The 13,773-nt window shown below is 60.5% G+C and carries 19 protein-coding genes and 1 pseudogene; 9 read left to right on the forward strand and 11 right to left on the reverse strand.

What is annotated here, in order from left to right:
* The first annotated feature begins 103 nt into the window (after positions 1-103).
* Together hfq and hflX are read left to right on the forward strand one after the other, a co-directional pair.
* Complete coding sequence (gene hfq, locus ABIE28_RS07590; protein WP_046138466.1) at positions 104-355, forward strand: RNA chaperone Hfq; 252 nt, start codon at positions 104-106, stop codon at positions 353-355.
* A gap of 9 nt (positions 356-364) precedes the next feature.
* On the forward strand, positions 365-1,720 hold the full coding sequence (hflX, locus tag ABIE28_RS07595) for a GTPase HflX (protein ID WP_354061601.1): 1,356 nt from the start codon (positions 365-367) through the stop codon (positions 1,718-1,720).
* Here hflX and mazG read toward each other — a convergent pair.
* The 3 genes from mazG to ABIE28_RS07610 form a co-directional block, all read right to left on the reverse strand.
* Entirely contained in the window at positions 1,717-2,526 is an 810-nt protein-coding gene (gene mazG / locus ABIE28_RS07600) for a nucleoside triphosphate pyrophosphohydrolase (RefSeq protein WP_354061603.1), read from the reverse strand. The two genes, hflX and mazG, sit on opposite strands and share 4 nt — an antisense overlap.
* Positions 2,527-2,680: 154 nt before the next feature.
* Positions 2,681-3,163 (reverse strand): transcription elongation factor GreA, encoded by a 483-nt coding sequence (gene greA, locus ABIE28_RS07605; RefSeq protein ID WP_354061605.1) that lies wholly within the window; start codon positions 3,161-3,163, stop codon positions 2,681-2,683.
* A 73-nt stretch (positions 3,164-3,236) separates the two neighbouring features.
* On the reverse strand, positions 3,237-3,761 hold the full coding sequence (locus ABIE28_RS07610) for a hypothetical protein (protein ID WP_354061607.1): 525 nt from the start codon (positions 3,759-3,761) through the stop codon (positions 3,237-3,239).
* A 160-nt stretch (positions 3,762-3,921) separates the two neighbouring features.
* Between ABIE28_RS07610 and ABIE28_RS07615 the strand changes: the two genes are divergently transcribed.
* On the forward strand, positions 3,922-5,145 hold the full coding sequence (locus ABIE28_RS07615; RefSeq protein WP_354061609.1) for an MFS transporter: 1,224 nt from the start codon (positions 3,922-3,924) through the stop codon (positions 5,143-5,145).
* A gap of 104 nt (positions 5,146-5,249) precedes the next feature.
* The gene (locus ABIE28_RS07620; RefSeq protein ID WP_354061611.1) at positions 5,250-5,420 is read left to right on the forward strand and encodes a DUF2934 domain-containing protein; all 171 of its coding nucleotides are present in this window, start codon (positions 5,250-5,252) and stop codon (positions 5,418-5,420) included.
* Between the two features lie 31 nt (positions 5,421-5,451).
* Here ABIE28_RS07620 and ABIE28_RS07625 read toward each other — a convergent pair whose 3' ends face one another.
* Positions 5,452-5,745: a hypothetical protein gene (locus ABIE28_RS07625; protein ID WP_354061613.1), complete on the reverse strand. Its 294-nt coding sequence runs from the start codon at positions 5,743-5,745 to the stop codon at positions 5,452-5,454.
* Positions 5,746-5,851: 106 nt separating this feature from the next.
* Here ABIE28_RS07625 and ABIE28_RS07630 point away from each other — a divergent pair, with 106 nt between their 5' ends.
* Positions 5,852-6,433 carry a 5'-methylthioadenosine/S-adenosylhomocysteine nucleosidase gene (locus ABIE28_RS07630; protein WP_354061614.1) on the forward strand — a complete coding sequence of 194 codons (582 nt, stop codon included), beginning with the start codon at positions 5,852-5,854 and terminating at the stop codon, positions 6,431-6,433.
* Here the strand turns inward: ABIE28_RS07630 and ABIE28_RS07635 are convergent.
* Positions 6,399-6,749 (reverse strand): hypothetical protein, encoded by a 351-nt coding sequence (locus ABIE28_RS07635; protein ID WP_354061616.1) that lies wholly within the window; start codon positions 6,747-6,749, stop codon positions 6,399-6,401. The genes ABIE28_RS07630 and ABIE28_RS07635 overlap by 35 nt on opposite strands.
* A 184-nt stretch (positions 6,750-6,933) precedes the next feature.
* On the opposite strand from ABIE28_RS07635, the gene ABIE28_RS07640 reads away from it, so the two are divergent.
* Together ABIE28_RS07640 and ABIE28_RS07645 are read left to right on the forward strand one after the other, a co-directional pair.
* Positions 6,934-7,266 (forward strand): hypothetical protein, encoded by a 333-nt coding sequence (locus tag ABIE28_RS07640; RefSeq protein ID WP_354061618.1) that lies wholly within the window; start codon positions 6,934-6,936, stop codon positions 7,264-7,266.
* 106 nt (positions 7,267-7,372) lie between these two features.
* Positions 7,373-7,834 (forward strand): annotated as a pseudogene (locus tag ABIE28_RS07645) (cell wall hydrolase); the annotation flags it as partial.
* Between the two features lie 30 nt (positions 7,835-7,864).
* Here ABIE28_RS07645 and ABIE28_RS07650 read toward each other — a convergent pair.
* Together ABIE28_RS07650 and ABIE28_RS07655 are read right to left on the reverse strand one after the other, a co-directional pair.
* Positions 7,865-8,338 carry a hypothetical protein gene (locus ABIE28_RS07650; protein ID WP_354061620.1) on the reverse strand — a complete coding sequence of 158 codons (474 nt, stop codon included), beginning with the start codon at positions 8,336-8,338 and terminating at the stop codon, positions 7,865-7,867.
* A gap of 85 nt (positions 8,339-8,423) precedes the next feature.
* Positions 8,424-8,963, reverse strand: coding sequence for a DUF2076 domain-containing protein (locus ABIE28_RS07655; RefSeq protein ID WP_354061622.1), 540 nt, complete (start codon positions 8,961-8,963; stop codon positions 8,424-8,426).
* A gap of 201 nt (positions 8,964-9,164) precedes the next feature.
* Here ABIE28_RS07655 and ABIE28_RS07660 point away from each other — a divergent pair, with 201 nt between their 5' ends.
* Positions 9,165-9,599 (forward strand): hypothetical protein, encoded by a 435-nt coding sequence (locus ABIE28_RS07660; RefSeq protein ID WP_354061624.1) that lies wholly within the window; start codon positions 9,165-9,167, stop codon positions 9,597-9,599.
* Between the two features lie 46 nt (positions 9,600-9,645).
* Here ABIE28_RS07660 and ABIE28_RS07665 read toward each other — a convergent pair whose 3' ends face one another.
* The 3 genes from ABIE28_RS07665 to ABIE28_RS07675 form a co-directional block, all read right to left on the reverse strand.
* Positions 9,646-9,924: an EscU/YscU/HrcU family type III secretion system export apparatus switch protein gene (locus ABIE28_RS07665; protein ID WP_354061626.1), complete on the reverse strand. Its 279-nt coding sequence runs from the start codon at positions 9,922-9,924 to the stop codon at positions 9,646-9,648.
* A complete protein-coding gene (gene fliK / locus ABIE28_RS07670) occupies positions 9,921-11,420 on the reverse strand; it encodes a flagellar hook-length control protein FliK (protein WP_354061628.1) in 1,500 nt (499 codons plus the stop codon). Before fliK ends, ABIE28_RS07665 begins: the two co-directional genes overlap by 4 nt.
* A 122-nt stretch (positions 11,421-11,542) precedes the next feature.
* Positions 11,543-12,286, reverse strand: coding sequence for a glycosyltransferase family 2 protein (locus ABIE28_RS07675; RefSeq protein WP_354061629.1), 744 nt, complete (start codon positions 12,284-12,286; stop codon positions 11,543-11,545).
* Positions 12,287-12,503: 217 nt separating this feature from the next.
* Between ABIE28_RS07675 and ABIE28_RS07680 the strand changes: the two genes are divergently transcribed.
* A complete protein-coding gene (locus ABIE28_RS07680; protein WP_354061631.1) occupies positions 12,504-13,247 on the forward strand; it encodes a FecR family protein in 744 nt (247 codons plus the stop codon).
* A gap of 3 nt (positions 13,248-13,250) precedes the next feature.
* On the opposite strand, the gene ABIE28_RS07685 is transcribed toward ABIE28_RS07680, so the two are convergent.
* Positions 13,251-13,751, reverse strand: a complete 501-nt coding sequence (locus tag ABIE28_RS07685; protein WP_354061633.1) for a DUF1993 domain-containing protein — start codon at positions 13,749-13,751, stop codon at positions 13,251-13,253.
* Positions 13,752-13,773: the final 22 nt, after the last annotated feature.

Below are 13,773 nucleotides of genomic sequence, written 5' to 3' on the forward strand. Positions count from 1 at the left end.
AAGTTGACTTCATGCCCATTCGGACTGTGCGGCAGTTCAACCGGCGAATAGAAGCAAATTGTAATGACAACAGCGACAAGAAATGCCGCGAAAAGAGGCCTGAATGCCCAGCGAAAAGCAACAAAACCTACAAGATTCATTCCTCAACCACGTCCGTAAGCAGAAAGTACCGGTTACGATATTTCTCGTGAACGGCGTCAAATTGCAGGGCGTCATCACCTGGTTCGATAATTTCTGCCTGCTGCTGCGCCGCGATGCTCAATCGCAGCTGGTTTATAAGCATGCTATTTCGACCATTATGCCCGGCGCCCCGATCCAGCTGTTCGATCCCGAACAGAACCAAGACAGCGACTGACGAGCTGCAATGACAGATTTTGACGACGACGAGGTCGCCCACAAAGGCGGCCCAAAGGCGTTTATAGACCAGCGCGAGCACCCAACTCGCGTTGGCCTGGTCGTGCCCGACGTGCGCGGACATTTCTCCCAGCATTCGCTTGATGCGCGACAGGCCGAGTTCGAAGGCCTGGCCGGAGCTATCCATCTCGACATCATTTTTTCCGAAGTGATGAAGGTGCGCGAGATCAAGCCGGCCACCTTCATCGGCGGCGGCCACACCGAAGCGCTCGCTGAGCGCGTCAAGGCCGACAAGATCGACCTTCTGCTGGTCGATGCGGCTCTCTCCGCCATCCAACAGCGCAATCTGGAAACCGAGACCGGGGCCAAGGTGCTCGATCGCACCGCCCTGATCCTTGAGATTTTCGGCGAACGTGCAGCCACCCGCGAAGGCGTGCTGCAGGTTGAGCTGGCGCATCTCAACTATCAGAAGGGGCGTCTCGTGCGCTCCTGGACTCATCTTGAACGCCAGCGCGGCAGCGGTGGCAGCGGTTTCATGGGCGGCCCGGGTGAAACCCAGATCGAAAGCGACCGTCGCCAGATCATGGACCGGATCGTTTTCCTTGAAGACCGGCTCGACAAGGTCAAAAAGACGCGCGCGCAGCAGCGTCAGAAGCGCGATGGCACGCCCATCGTTGCACTTGTCGGCTACACCAATGCCGGTAAATCCAGCATTTTCAACGCCCTGACGGGTTCGGAAGTGTTCGCCAAGGACCTGTTGTTCGCGACTCTCGACACCACGGTCCGCAAGCTGGCACTGCCACACGGCCGCGAAGTCATGCTGAGCGATACGGTGGGTTTCGTCGCCGACTTGCCGACCGATCTCGTGGCCGCCTTCCGCGCCACGCTGGAAGAAGTGCTGGACGCCGACGTGATCCTCCATGCCCGCGACATCGCCAATCCGGACCATCCGGCGCAGGCGCTGGACGTGCTCAAGGTGTTGTCAGAGCTGGGCGTGTCCTCGGAAACCATTCCTGTCATCGAAGTCTGGAACAAGGTTGACCTGGTGCATCAGGACGATCTGGTTGGCACGACGCCGGCCGGCAAGGTGGTCGCCGTGGTGCAGGCGTCGGCGCTGACCGGGCAGGGGCTCGATGAGCTCAAATTGGCCATCGAAAAGGCGCTCGGCGAACAGAGCCGCACCTATCATGTCCATGTGCCGCACACAGCCGGTCAGGATATCGGCTGGCTACACGCCCATTCGGAAGTCATTTCTCGCGACGAGCCCACCGAAGCGGGCTCAGGCTTTGTCGTGCGGGTCGAGCCGCGCCACAAGACGGAGTTCCTCGAACGCTTCAATGGCCGTATCGAAAGCTCGGACGCCTAGGCTTTATCGGCCGCGCGAACTTCATTCCAATAGCCGTCGAGCCTCTCAAGGCCGGCGGCTTTTGGCTCTATACCGTCCTCGCGGCAGCGTTGCTCGACATAGTGGAACCGTCGGGTGAACTTGTAATTGGCATCGCGCAGCGCAGCTTCCGCATCGACACCGGCGTGCCGCGCCAGATTGGTCACGGCAAACAGGAGATCGCCGATTTCTTCCTGAATCGCCGCCTGATCGCCCGACGCCTGCGCCTCGACGACCTCGGCCAATTCCTCATCGACCTTGGCCTTCACGGCCGCAAAGTCCGGCCAATCAAAGCCAACCTTGGCCGCGCGCTTGGTCAGTTTCCCAGCCCGTGCCAGAGCGGGCAAAACACTCGGCACATCATCAAGCAGGGAAGGGGCGGCGTCACCCTTCCGCTCGGCCTTCGCCGCCCGCTCTTCCGCCTTGATGGCCTCCCAGCGGCGTTCACTGGCAACAGAGTCGCCAGCATCGACATCACCAAACACATGCGGGTGACGTCGGATCAACTTGGAGGTAATGGCGAAAATCACATCGCCGATATCGAAGTGTCCGGCCTCGCTGGCCATCTGTGCGTGATAGATGGGCTGCAGCAGCAAATCGCCCAGTTCCTCACGCAAATCCCCAAAATCCTGCCGCTCGATGGCGTCGGCCACCTCATAGGCTTCCTCGATCGTGTAGTGCCGGATCGTCGAAAAATCCTGCTCCAGATCCCACGGACACCCACCATCCGGATTGCGCAGAGCGGCCATGATTTCAATCAACCGGGAGATATCGCGCGAAGGCTGCATGTCGGCTCGCTGGGGTCAGAATCGTGGGGTTGGTGGAGCTTATCAGCTGTGGCATCGATTCCTCCGCCGAATACGGGGTTGGGAACGTCTAACTGAACTGAGTGGCGCTTATAGTTTCGCATAATATATATTATGGAACCGATGGGATTGCCTGTCAGGCGATCCTTATGATTTCCAGCTCGTGCTCGGCCACGCTGGCAAAGTCCCCGACGGCCTTGCCCATCAGCGACCGGGCGATTGGGGACACATAGGAGATAGACCCAGCCTTGGGGTCGGCTTCATCTTCGCCAACGATACGATAGGTCTGCACCCGCCCGTCGTCTCGGCTGAACGTCACCGTGTTGCCGAAGGCGACGATGTCCGTTGCGGTTTGGACCGGAACCAATTGCGCCGTGCGCACGCGTTCGGCGAAGTAGCGCAGGTCACGCAGAGGATTGGCCGCCTGCCGGCGCTTTTCGTTGATGTCTTCGATAATCATCGCCGCATCATAGGCCGTGCGCGCTTCAACCAGTTGCTGCTCCAGCGCATCAAGGCCAGCCTGCGTCACTAGATTGGGTTCGGGCGAAATCGGGCGATCGGGAAGCAGGGTTTCCGAAGCGGTTTCGGCACTGTCTTCCTTGGTGAAAGCGACGCTCACTCAACATCTCCATTTCGGTGCGGGCTTGGGGCATAGCCCCAATCTGTCTATCGTTGCAAATACCTGGCGGCGGTCAGCGGTTTTCAAGGCCGTTGGCCGCCCGTTGCTGCGGGATTTCTTCGCGCTGTGCTTCCACGCTCTGGCGAAAGCTCTCGAGCCCGGCACGTGTCTTGGCGAGAGCCGACGCATACTCGGCCTTCGAGGTTGTGCCGTTGTCGTTGGCCGCGTCCCATTCGAGTGCCCAATCCATGGCGGCGAGCCATTCATCGACATCGCCAGCGATATATTCGTCGATCGGGCGACCCACCTGTTCACTGAGTGCGTCGAATAGCACACGGTCATCGCGTCCAGCCGCTCCTTCGGCTTCGAGCAGGAAACGATACCGCAACTGGCCAGCATACATCCAGTTTGCAGCCCCCTGCCCGTCGCCGCGCTGGAGCAAGCGCGACGCAAGTAGATAGAGGGCTGCCGGGTGGAGATCTGCGGCCTGTTGTTGAAGTTGTTCGACGGTCAGGTTCTCAAAATTTGGGGTCTGCTGCGCCTGCGCTGCGCTCAACAGTGTGGTTGCAAGAAAGACTGCAAAAATCAGGCGTTTCATGTCGACCTCCGGTTTTCCGATACTCCTAAGACGCTGATTGTGAAGGAAAATCTGATCCTCGGCTGCAGACAAAATGCATTGCGGCAGAAAATCCGCTTGCGGGTGTCGAATTGCGGGCGTTCCGTTCGTCATTGGATGAGCAATCTGAGGGAGGGTGGATATGGAAAGGAACTATGGCTGGGTCATCGTCGCTGCGGGCGCCTTGATCACGTGCATCGCGGCCGGGTCGATGTTCGCCTTGCCGGTTTATCTGCAGCCGATCTCCGATGAAACGGGGTGGACGCGCGCTGGTATTTCGGGCGCAATGACGATTGGCTTCATCGTCATGGGGGTTGCCGGGCTCTTCTGGGGCACGATCAGCGACCGCATTGGCGCACGACCGGTCGTTCTCATTGCCGCTGTGATGCTTGGCTTGGGCTTGTTCTTTGCCAGTCGCGCGTCCGATCTCATCCAATTCCAGATGGCTTATGGTGGGCTGATCGGGGCTGCGGGTGGTGCTTTCTTTGCCCCGTTGACCGCGACGACGCTGGCCTGGTTTGACAAGAACCGCAGCCTTGCCGTGTCGTTGGTTTCGATCGGCGGCGGTGTGGCGCCCATGGTGATCACGCCGCTCGCCAGCGTGCTGATCCAGGCTTATGGGTGGCGGAGTGCCATGCTGATTACTGCTATCGGTGCCTGGGCCATCATCATTCCAGCAAGTTTCCTGATACGGCGTGCACCCGCGCTATTTGCGTCCCAGACGGTAGCGGCTGGTCAGCCTATAGTGCCGAGCGCGACGCGACCGTCCACCTTCACTGCCCTGCGTTCACCCAAGTTCTTTGTGCTGGCGGCGGTGTTTTTCCTGTGCTGCGCGGCCCATTCGGGACCGATCTTTCACACCGTAAGCTATGCCATGTTGTGCGGCGCTTCGGCGCTGGCCGCGGCAAGCATTTATAGCGTGGAGGGTGTAGCCGGCTTGTTTGGGCGGTTGCTGTTCGGCGTCGTGGCCGATCGGGTTGGCGTCAAGCGGGTGATTGTGGCGGGGCTGGCGCTGCAAGCGGTCGGGATCTACACCTACATTTACATCACACAGCTCACCGAGTTTTACATGCTCGCCGTGCTGCTGGGCATGGCCTATGGCGGTGTCATGCCGCTCTATTCCGTTCTGGCACGGGAGTATTTCGAGCCCCATGTCATGGGCACCGTGCTGGGCGGCATCACGATGACGTCGTCCATCGGAATGGCATTTGGACCGGTCGGTGGCGGCTGGATTTTCGATACTTTCGGGGACTACCACTGGCTCTATGTCAGCTCCGCCGCCATCGGTATCGCCGCGGCGGCCGTCGCTTTGGCGTTCCCGCCCCCACGCCAGCCCGACGCGTCAGGGCAACTCCAACCGGCATAGTGTCATCAGGCGCGGCTGGCCTGGGGCGCACGATCATGATGACGTTCACGCAATGGCAACCATAATGGCGCATTTTCGGGCGAACAGTCAGCGTGAGGTTACCGATGGAAGACCAGGCGAAACGCCGTGCCTACGAGATGTGGGAGGCCGACGGCCGCCCAGAGGGGTTGGATCAGCAGTATTGGTTCAAGGCAGTGTCGGAGATTGCATCCGCTGCTGCTGCCCAGATCAAGCCGGCCCGCAAGCGCGTTTCGCGGGCCAAGAAGGCTGCGTGAGATTCAATAGCTCGGCGACGCTGTCGTCGGGCTAGAGCAGCCGTGGCCAGTAGACGTCGCTGTCGAAATCGTCCGGGATGGGCGACAGACGGGAGATGGCTTTGGCGGCAAATTCGACCTGAAGCACAAAGTGGCGGATGTCGTCTGGCATGGGGCGACCGGTGATGAATTCGCGCGTACGCCACTCATCGACCTTGCATCCTCGCAGTCGCCGACGGGCTTCAGCTTCAACATCCTCAACGAGAATGGAGGCTGTTGCAGATGCCAACCCATGCCGTGCCGGCTCGGTCCATTCCCTGCTACCCTCGATGATCGCGAAACGCACTTTGATCCCCTATGACTAATAACTTGCCTCAGATTGACACAACTCCCTTACCGAAGCGGTAACGAAGCGGCTTGGCAAGCCGCGCGGCCATGCTAGTTATGCACGCATGACCATCCTCTATGTCATGGCTGCGGCCTCCGAATATGGCCCCCATCTGCGCGCTCGCATCACTCCATTGATGACCGGTATCGGCCCCGTCGAGGCGGCCGTTGCGGTCACGCGGCATTTGGCCGGTATGGCCACCCTGCCCGATCTGGTGGTTTCGCTGGGATCGGCCGGTTCGCGGACGCTGGAACAATGCGGCGTCTATCAGGGCAGCACCGTGTCCTATCGCGACATGGATGCCTCGGCGCTCGGTTTCCCCAAGGGACAGACGCCCCTGCTGGACCTGGCGCCGGTACTGCCGCTTTACACAATAGCCGGGCTGGCATCGGCCACCCTGTCGACGGGCGGCAATGTGGTGTCAGGTTCAGGCTATGACGGGATCGACGCCGATATGGTGGACATGGAAACCTATGCCACCCTGCGGGCCTGTCAGGCTTTTGGCGTTCCACTCATGGCCTTGCGTGGGATATCCGATGGCGCCGACGAGCTGTCCCATGTCGACGACTGGACGCGCTATCTGCACATCATCGATGAAAAGTTGGCGGCGGCTATTGATCTGATCGAGGCTTCTCAGCGGCCTTAGCCGCCTTCTTGTCGCGGCGCGACCGGCTCCAGGTCGTCCACTTGCGGGTGCCGCGCACGACGGCCGAATTGACCGGTCCCTGCAGGAACACCAGATCGAGCGCCAGTAGCAGCAAGCCCAGCGGCAGCATCCACAGGCCAAGCACCGGCAGAAAGCTGAAAATACCGCCAAGGACCAGCAGGATACCAAGCGGAATGCGGATCAGCCGCGCCTCTGGTCGACGGATGCGCTCCAAAAGGTTTGCCGCCGCCGTTGGAACACGACGCTGCAGGCGGTCGAACTGTCGATTGAGGCGGGCGTGGCTCTTTGGTGCCATGGGTCATGTCCCCTCGGATGGCTTGGTCTTAACGTGTATGTGGAGCAGCAATGGCCAAGCTCCAAGGTGTGATCGCGTAAAAACTTACTTTGCGCCCCGAAATCTTGCTTCCCGTTGCATTGTCGGAACTTAGAGCAGGCTGCGGGAGTTGAGGCGGATAACACATTCTCTCGGAGCGTCAAAAATGGCCACTTCTGCCAAGCGTACCCTCAAGACTATCGAACATGCTGGTGACAACGTGTCCGATGCTTTGTTCGACCAGATCGCCAGCCTGCGCAAAGAGATCGCGTCGATCAGCGAAGCCGTCAGCGACTATAGCGGCCACACTTTTGATGACGTGCAGCACAATGCGGTCGCCCTCGCCAAGGAAGTGCGCCATCAGGGCGCCGTGGTGGCGCGGCAGGTGAGCCGCCAGGCCAATGCCGCTGGTAAGGCCGTGCAGGAAAACCCGATCCCGGTGATCGTTGTGCTCGGCACGATCGCTCTGGTTTCTGCACTGATTTTCAGCCGCGACTAACATTGCGCTTTTCAGGGTTTATTAACCCTGCGAGGCAAGCCCGTCTTAAGGCTATTCGGGCATTTTCGGTCAAACTTGCATCAATGCAACAGATCGGAGATGCCCTATGGCGCTTCCAAGCACTTCGCTTTTACGTTTTGCCGCCCTTGCCGTCGTGGCCACCAGCCTCGGTGGCTGCAGCTTTTTGGGCCTCAATTTCGGCATGGCGCAGCTCAGCGAAAAAGAATGCATGATGCGCGCCATGTATTTTGAGTCCAACCGCTCCAGCTCCGAAGGCATGCTTGCCGTCGGTACCGTCGTGATGAACCGGCTCAATGACTCGCGCTATCCAAAGACCGTTTGCGGTGTTGTCGGCCAGAAGAACCAGTTTGCCCAGGGCGTTCTGGTGCGCAAGATGACCGATAGCGGTGCCGTCCTTGCTTCCCAGACGGCCGACCAGGTGCTGCGCGGCGCACGTCATCCCGGCGTGCAGAATGCTCAGCATTTCCACACGGCCGGCCTGCGTTTTCCCTACAACAACATGTATTACGTGCTCGAAGCCGGTGGTAACGAGTTCTACGAGAAGCGGACGCCTGGAACGTTCTAGTTCCAGCGCCCCTTACTTCGCCTCAACCAGTGCGCGGCTCAGGAAGAAACCGTGGCCGTCTTCGCGTGCGCAGCTTAGGCCTCGCCGTTCCGAGAGGCACTGGAATGACCCGAGCTGGACCACATGGCCATATCCAAGCTGTTGATCGAGCGAACAACAACCGGCATCGCCCACATTGCGCTCGATAATGCCCTTGCCCTCACTGCTCAGAATTGCGCGGACATAGTTCGGCTCAACCCGGTCGCACTGGATTTCGGCTAGTGCATTGAGCGTGCTGTAAGTCGATGTGCCGCCTTCAGGGGTATAGATGCAGCCGATATTGCCCGATGGCGTGACGAATGCCGTCTGGCCGTCGTCATCGGGATAAAGCTGTTGCATTTCGAAGGCTTTGGCGGGTACTCCCAGCAACACCGCTACGGCGGCGACTGCGACGAGGATGAGCGAGTTGCGGACGAAAGTGCGACGTTGGCGATTGGTGGTGTGCATATCCATGGCCCTCATTGGCATTGCGATAGGCATGGTATGACGGGTGGGCGCTGAACGACCTCGGAGTGGGCCGTTCAGCTACGGTTTAGAAATCGCCGCCAATATCGAAGCCGCCGTCGAAGTCACCGCCGTTGTCGACGTCCTGATCCGTGTCTTGATCGGCGTTATCGAAAGGCGTGATTTCTTCGGCGTTGGCGCCGGTGGTGAACATGCCGGCTATGGCGCTGCCGAGCAGCATGCCACCGGTTACGCCCAGAGCGGTCTGGGCAGCACCGGCGAGAAAACCGCCGCCCTGGCCACGTTGCTGTGGTTGCTCTTGGCGGTCCCAAGGGCCGCGAGTGCGGGTTTGCTGCGTCGGAGCGGCGTCACCGAAGAGGCCGCCGAGAAATCCACCGGAGGGACGCGTGCTCGCCTGCAGCTGCTCAATGCGTTCCTGCGCCTGCCGAAGGGCTTCTTCCTGAACCAAAATAGTCTGGGCCATATAGTATGGAGCGGGTGGATAATCGCGCAACCGCTGCTGAATCTGCGCCTCGGCATCACGGTCCCGTGGAGAGCTGTTTTGAGCGACTTCCTCTATGCGATCGAACAGGCTATCTATCGCGCGTTGGTCCTGAGAGTTCGGCATGTGTCCACTCCTTGATCCGCTAGTATTCTCAGGAAATGGGAATCTAAGCACATCGTTGCAATAGTAAAACGACGCACAACACCAGTCTTCAATAACTGCCTCAATATTGCCACGAAGCGGACAAAACTTTGCCGCCTCTCGTGGGTGTAACGAGACCGTGAACGTCGGCATAAGTCGACGCCATTACAGGGAAAATTTTTCATGAACGCCAAGTTCCTGCTGCCGCTCGCTGCTGTTTCCATGCTTGCCCTTGCGGCCTGCAGCAATCCCGAAACACCGGCAGAGCCAGCAGCGCCAACCACGCCTGCTGCTGAAACCGCGCCAGCGGCCGCGCCGGCTGCACCAGCCGCAACGCCAGCAGCGCCTGCTGCGACCCCAGCCGCTCCAGCTGCTGAAGCCGTCCCATCGGCACCAGCCATGGCCCCTGCTCCGGGCGCTGCAATGACCCCAGAACAGGCCATGCAGGCCATCCAGGCCCAGACGGCCAACATGACGCCAGAGCAGAAGACCGAAGCTGTCGCCGCTGCTCGTAAGGCCGCTGAAGACATGGGCAAGGCACAGGGCCTGACCGACGCGCAGATCGCACAGGCAGCCGACGCTGCTGAGCAGGCTGCAAAGCAGATGTTCGGCCTCTAATTTCTAGCGTTCAAAGAATCACAGGGCCTCGCAGCAATGCGGGGTCCTATTTGTTTGTCTGCGACCCGACGCGCAGCACAAAGCCGATGACGATGGCCACGGCTTCGTAGAGTTCGAGCGGAATGGTTTCGTCGAGTTCGACGCCGCTGAGGGCTTCCGCCAACACTGGATTGGCTTCGATGACGATGCCGTTCTCCTCGGCCAGCGCGACGATCTTGTCGGCCAGGTGGCCTCGCCCTTTGGCGACGACGCGTGGAGCAGCGCGACTGCCCTTTTCGTATTGCAGGGCGACGGCCACATCGCGCTTTTTCGGATCGTCGGTCATGTGCTTGCATCGATGAAATGGCCGGATCGCGCGGGCTGTGGTTCGGGTGGCGCACCGTGACGCACGACGACGGCCCCTGGCTTCAGGCCAGCTGCCGCGAGCGTTTCCCGCAGTGCCATAGCCTCAGCCTCAAGCGCCTGCGATGCAGCAGGGTCCGTGGCCCACAGCATCACGCCCGTTGTCCCACCGCGCAGCGACACCTGCGCGCCGACCTCACCCAGCGTCGGCAGGTTGAGCGCAAACCGCATCTGCCAACCGGTTTCGGCCCCTCCGTCACCCTCGCGATGTTCGTCCCGGTGAATCTGTAATTGCATCAGGGCCTGTTGCGTGCCGATCAGCACGGGCAGGTCCAAGCTCCAATCGCCTGTTTTGCCCTGCGGATCGGGCAGCGAGGCATGTTGATGGAGGCGCACGCGGGACAGTGCCCAATCCGTGCGCTCCAGCAATTGTCGGCCAACTTCTTCGGGCTGGCTCGCCGGATCAATCGCCCGCGTGTCCGGGGTGCGAGATCGTGGCGTAGTGCCGCGCAGCGGCGGCGGTACGGCAGATGCGGGAGCCACGGGAGCCTGTTGGCCGACCCATTGGGTCAGCGTTTGCCGAAGGGCCAACAGTGCGGATTTGAGGTCCGCCGATGGTAGTGGCAATTGCCCCTTTGCCAGACCGGCCTCCTGAAAAATGCCCGAACCGCGCACCGCAGCCTGTAGCTGACCACCGTCGAACTTGGGGCTATCAATCATCACGCGTCCCGCCAGGACTTGCTGTGCCGCTTTGGTGACGGCTTCGGGCAGCACGACCTTGCCCGCAATGCTGGTCAGCGCGGCCGTCAATTCAGTCACGGGCGCCTGTCGCGGGAGAGAGGCGTTGGCCATCTGGGCCAGTGCTGAGCGAGGTGTGTCGGCGGGAGCCGAGGTGGTGCCTTGAGCGGGCACGGATGAGTTTGAATTGCCCTTGGACTGCGGATAGGCCGCCACCTGTGACGACACCGGCGCTACGGGCGCGGCGGTCGTGGGCGTTGCGCTGTTTTGTGCGGATACCGCCGCTGGCCTTGTAGTTGTCGCAGTCACTGCCACCTGAACAGCCATCTGGCTCGAAGTGGGGGGCGCCGAACTTCCAGCGCCTACCTGTACTGGAGTTGAGCCGGTGGCGGGCGCGGAACCCCTCGTCGATACTGCTGCAGTAGGCGCTTGAGCATCTGGTGTCGGACTGGGTGGCGCCGAGGCACCCGGCTTTCCCGAGGTGACGCGCACCGTCTGCAGCAGCAAGCGCAATTGCGGCCCGTTGGCCTGCACTTCGAGGCGCAGGGCGTCACCAGCTTTGGTGGCGAGCGGTAGAGCGAGGTTCAACATCTGGCCGCGAATTTCGACCTGGGTGCCGCCATTGGGCGCGGGGCCGACCACCTTGGCGTCGACAACCTGTCCAACCTGCAACGCCAAAGTCTGCAGCGCGCCGGAGCGGGCCGCAACCACGATGGCAGGCATTTGCGATGGGATCGACACGCAACCCAATCCTCGGCCGCACCATGCGGCAGCGCACCTTAGCGCAAACCGATCATCCTATGATTCCCGACGGCAGGGAAACTTAACGCGACATCACTTTAGCCGCGCAAAATGCTGGGGCGTCAGTCCGGGCGAATGTCGGTGTATTTCTTGGTCGCCGGCTTACCGCGGAAGGTGACCCAGAAGAAGTTGAGCGTGTAGGTGCCGGCAGTCCGGAACACGCCTTCTTTTTCGAGACGACGACCTGAGGTCTTCATCTTGAGTGCAAAGGTCCATTTGACGGCGCCGACCTTGGAGAGCCGCACGGCAACGTCGGTATCTTCGCCAAAGAAATCGATGGACCGGTCATAGCCGCCAACCTGCTGCCAGGCCGCGCGCTTGAAGACGAAATTGCCGCCCTGCACCACCGACCCGACGCGCAGCACGAAGCGGTTCAGCACATAGATCAGATAGGTCAGGCCATAGAACATGTTCACGAGGAACCTGCTCCAGGCGCTCATGTCGTAATAGACATAAGGTCCGCTCAGGCAGACCAGCTTGGCGTCGCGGTTGAATTCGCTGAACACCGTATCGAGCCAGCCCACCGGCACGATGGTGTCGCTATCGATATTGGCGATGAGATCAAAACCTTCGCTGGCCGCAAAGCCGGCATCGCGGGCATTGACCAGCCCCTTCTTGGGCTCATCGACAACCCGCACGGTTGGGAAGCTGCGGGCAATCTCGCCGGTCCGGTCGGTGGAGGCATTGTTGACGACGATGATCTCGGCATCGACGCGGGCACGCGCAATTTCGGCCACCACGGATTCGAGGCACTTACCGATCAGTGCTTCTTCATTGTAGGCGGGGATGACGAATGCCAGTCTCATTGCGGCCTCTTTCGGGGGCTTGCGCGCATCTGCGCGTTTCGCTGCCAATAGCCTTTGCCCGCCATATCTGCAACTCAAGCGCGGGGTTTTCCGAAAGTGCGGTCGAATTGTAGCTCATTTGATCCCCAAAGACGCCATTTGGATTGTGTCTACCGGCTGAGGCTCAATTACTGTAACGTTGGGCAACCAAAGCGCGTTTTCAGAAACGTAGGGCACAATGAAACAGTTGTTTTTTACTCCGCTACTGGCGTTGTTTTTAATGATCTGCGTGCCGAACGCGTTTGCGGCAAATGAGGGCAAGGCCGTCGGGGTGAACCCGGATGCGGTCGCCCGGGTCACTTCCAAGGATAGAATCCTACAGGCAGGCTCGGACGTTTCGGTCGGCGAGACGATTGTCACGGGCTCATCGGGCACGGTTCAGATCGTATTCGCTGATCAGACGCGGCTAGTTGTCGGCCCCGGCAGCGCGCTGCGCATCGAAACCTATCTGCTCGCGAGCAACAATCGGGCGCAAAAGCTGGCTATCGATGCGCTGGGTGGCACCTTCCGCTTCGTCAGCGGCAATAGCGCCAAGTCCGCCTATTCGATCAATACGCCAACGGCAGCGATTGCGGTGCGCGGCACCAAGTTCGATTTCATCGTGCAACCGCGAAGTACGCGGGTGATGCTCTATGAAGGCGCTCTGCAGCTTTGTGCCAGCGGACGGAACTGTGCCGACCTCACAAAACGCTGTGAGATCGGCGTGGCTTCTGGCGGTCAGTCCGTGCTCTATCGGCGCGATGCGCCCGAGCGTCTGCCCCTGAGCCTTGATTTCCGCTATGCGCGCTTCCAGGCGGGGTTGCTCAGCGCGTTCCGCGTCAATGGTGCAGCGAGTTGCGCCGAGGGTCCAAGCTCAGCAGAATCGTTGAGCACGATGGAGGGTAGCCCCGGCGAGAGAGACACCGGGCAAACCACCCCCTAGCGATCAGCCGATATAGTCGCGCTTGCCCACTGGAACGCCGCTGTGGCGCAGAATGGCGTAGGCCGTGGTGATGTGGAAAAAGAAGTTCGGCAGTGCCCGCTCGGTCAGATAGGCGAGGCCAGACATCTGCACGTCCTTGCCGCCCAGCTTGAGGGTGATCTCGCGATCCTCGCCACCAGCCAGCTCTTCCGGCTTTGCCGCTGCAAGCAGATCCAGTGCCTTGCGGATGCGGGCGCGCAGTTCGTCGAAGCTTTCTTCGGTATCTGGCCAGGATGGGATGTCCTTGCCGGACAGGCGCGAAACGCAGCCCTTCACATGGTCGGTGGCGATCATCACCTGACCACGGAATGGGATCATGTCAGGGGCAAGCCGGGTGTTCGACAGCACCCGCGTGTCGAAGTTGCGCTCCGCCGCATTGGCCTCCGCCTTGTCCATGATCGCCAGAAGATTGTTCAGCATGCGGGTGAAGATCGGCACGGTCATGTCGTAAGCGGAGATCGTCATAGCAATGTACCTTGATTGTCTT

The sequence above is a fragment of the Devosia sp. 2618 genome (genome assembly GCF_040546815.1).
Taxonomy (GTDB): domain Bacteria; phylum Pseudomonadota; class Alphaproteobacteria; order Rhizobiales; family Devosiaceae; genus Devosia.

Bases quoted from the DNA above. Each gene is read 5' to 3' on its own strand.
- hfq (WP_046138466.1), top strand. From the start codon at position 104: ATGCCCAGCGAAAAGCAACAAAACCTACAAGATTCATTCCTCAACCAC.
- hflX (WP_354061601.1), top strand. From the start codon at position 365: ATGACAGATTTTGACGACGACGAGGTCGCCCACAAAGGCGGCCCAAAG.
- mazG (WP_354061603.1), bottom strand. From the start codon at position 2,526: ATGCAGCCTTCGCGCGATATCTCCCGGTTGATTGAAATCATGGCCGCT.
- ABIE28_RS07610 (WP_354061607.1), bottom strand. From the start codon at position 3,761: ATGAAACGCCTGATTTTTGCAGTCTTTCTTGCAACCACACTGTTGAGC.
- ABIE28_RS07615 (WP_354061609.1), top strand. From the start codon at position 3,922: ATGGAAAGGAACTATGGCTGGGTCATCGTCGCTGCGGGCGCCTTGATC.
- ABIE28_RS07620 (WP_354061611.1), top strand. From the start codon at position 5,250: ATGGAAGACCAGGCGAAACGCCGTGCCTACGAGATGTGGGAGGCCGAC.
- ABIE28_RS07630 (WP_354061614.1), top strand. From the start codon at position 5,852: ATGACCATCCTCTATGTCATGGCTGCGGCCTCCGAATATGGCCCCCAT.
- ABIE28_RS07635 (WP_354061616.1), bottom strand. From the start codon at position 6,749: ATGGCACCAAAGAGCCACGCCCGCCTCAATCGACAGTTCGACCGCCTG.
- ABIE28_RS07640 (WP_354061618.1), top strand. From the start codon at position 6,934: ATGGCCACTTCTGCCAAGCGTACCCTCAAGACTATCGAACATGCTGGT.
- ABIE28_RS07650 (WP_354061620.1), bottom strand. From the start codon at position 8,338: ATGCACACCACCAATCGCCAACGTCGCACTTTCGTCCGCAACTCGCTC.
- ABIE28_RS07655 (WP_354061622.1), bottom strand. From the start codon at position 8,963: ATGCCGAACTCTCAGGACCAACGCGCGATAGATAGCCTGTTCGATCGC.
- ABIE28_RS07660 (WP_354061624.1), top strand. From the start codon at position 9,165: ATGAACGCCAAGTTCCTGCTGCCGCTCGCTGCTGTTTCCATGCTTGCC.
- ABIE28_RS07665 (WP_354061626.1), bottom strand. From the start codon at position 9,924: ATGACCGACGATCCGAAAAAGCGCGATGTGGCCGTCGCCCTGCAATAC.
- ABIE28_RS07675 (WP_354061629.1), bottom strand. From the start codon at position 12,286: ATGAGACTGGCATTCGTCATCCCCGCCTACAATGAAGAAGCACTGATC.
- ABIE28_RS07680 (WP_354061631.1), top strand. From the start codon at position 12,504: ATGAAACAGTTGTTTTTTACTCCGCTACTGGCGTTGTTTTTAATGATC.
- ABIE28_RS07685 (WP_354061633.1), bottom strand. From the start codon at position 13,751: ATGACGATCTCCGCTTACGACATGACCGTGCCGATCTTCACCCGCATG.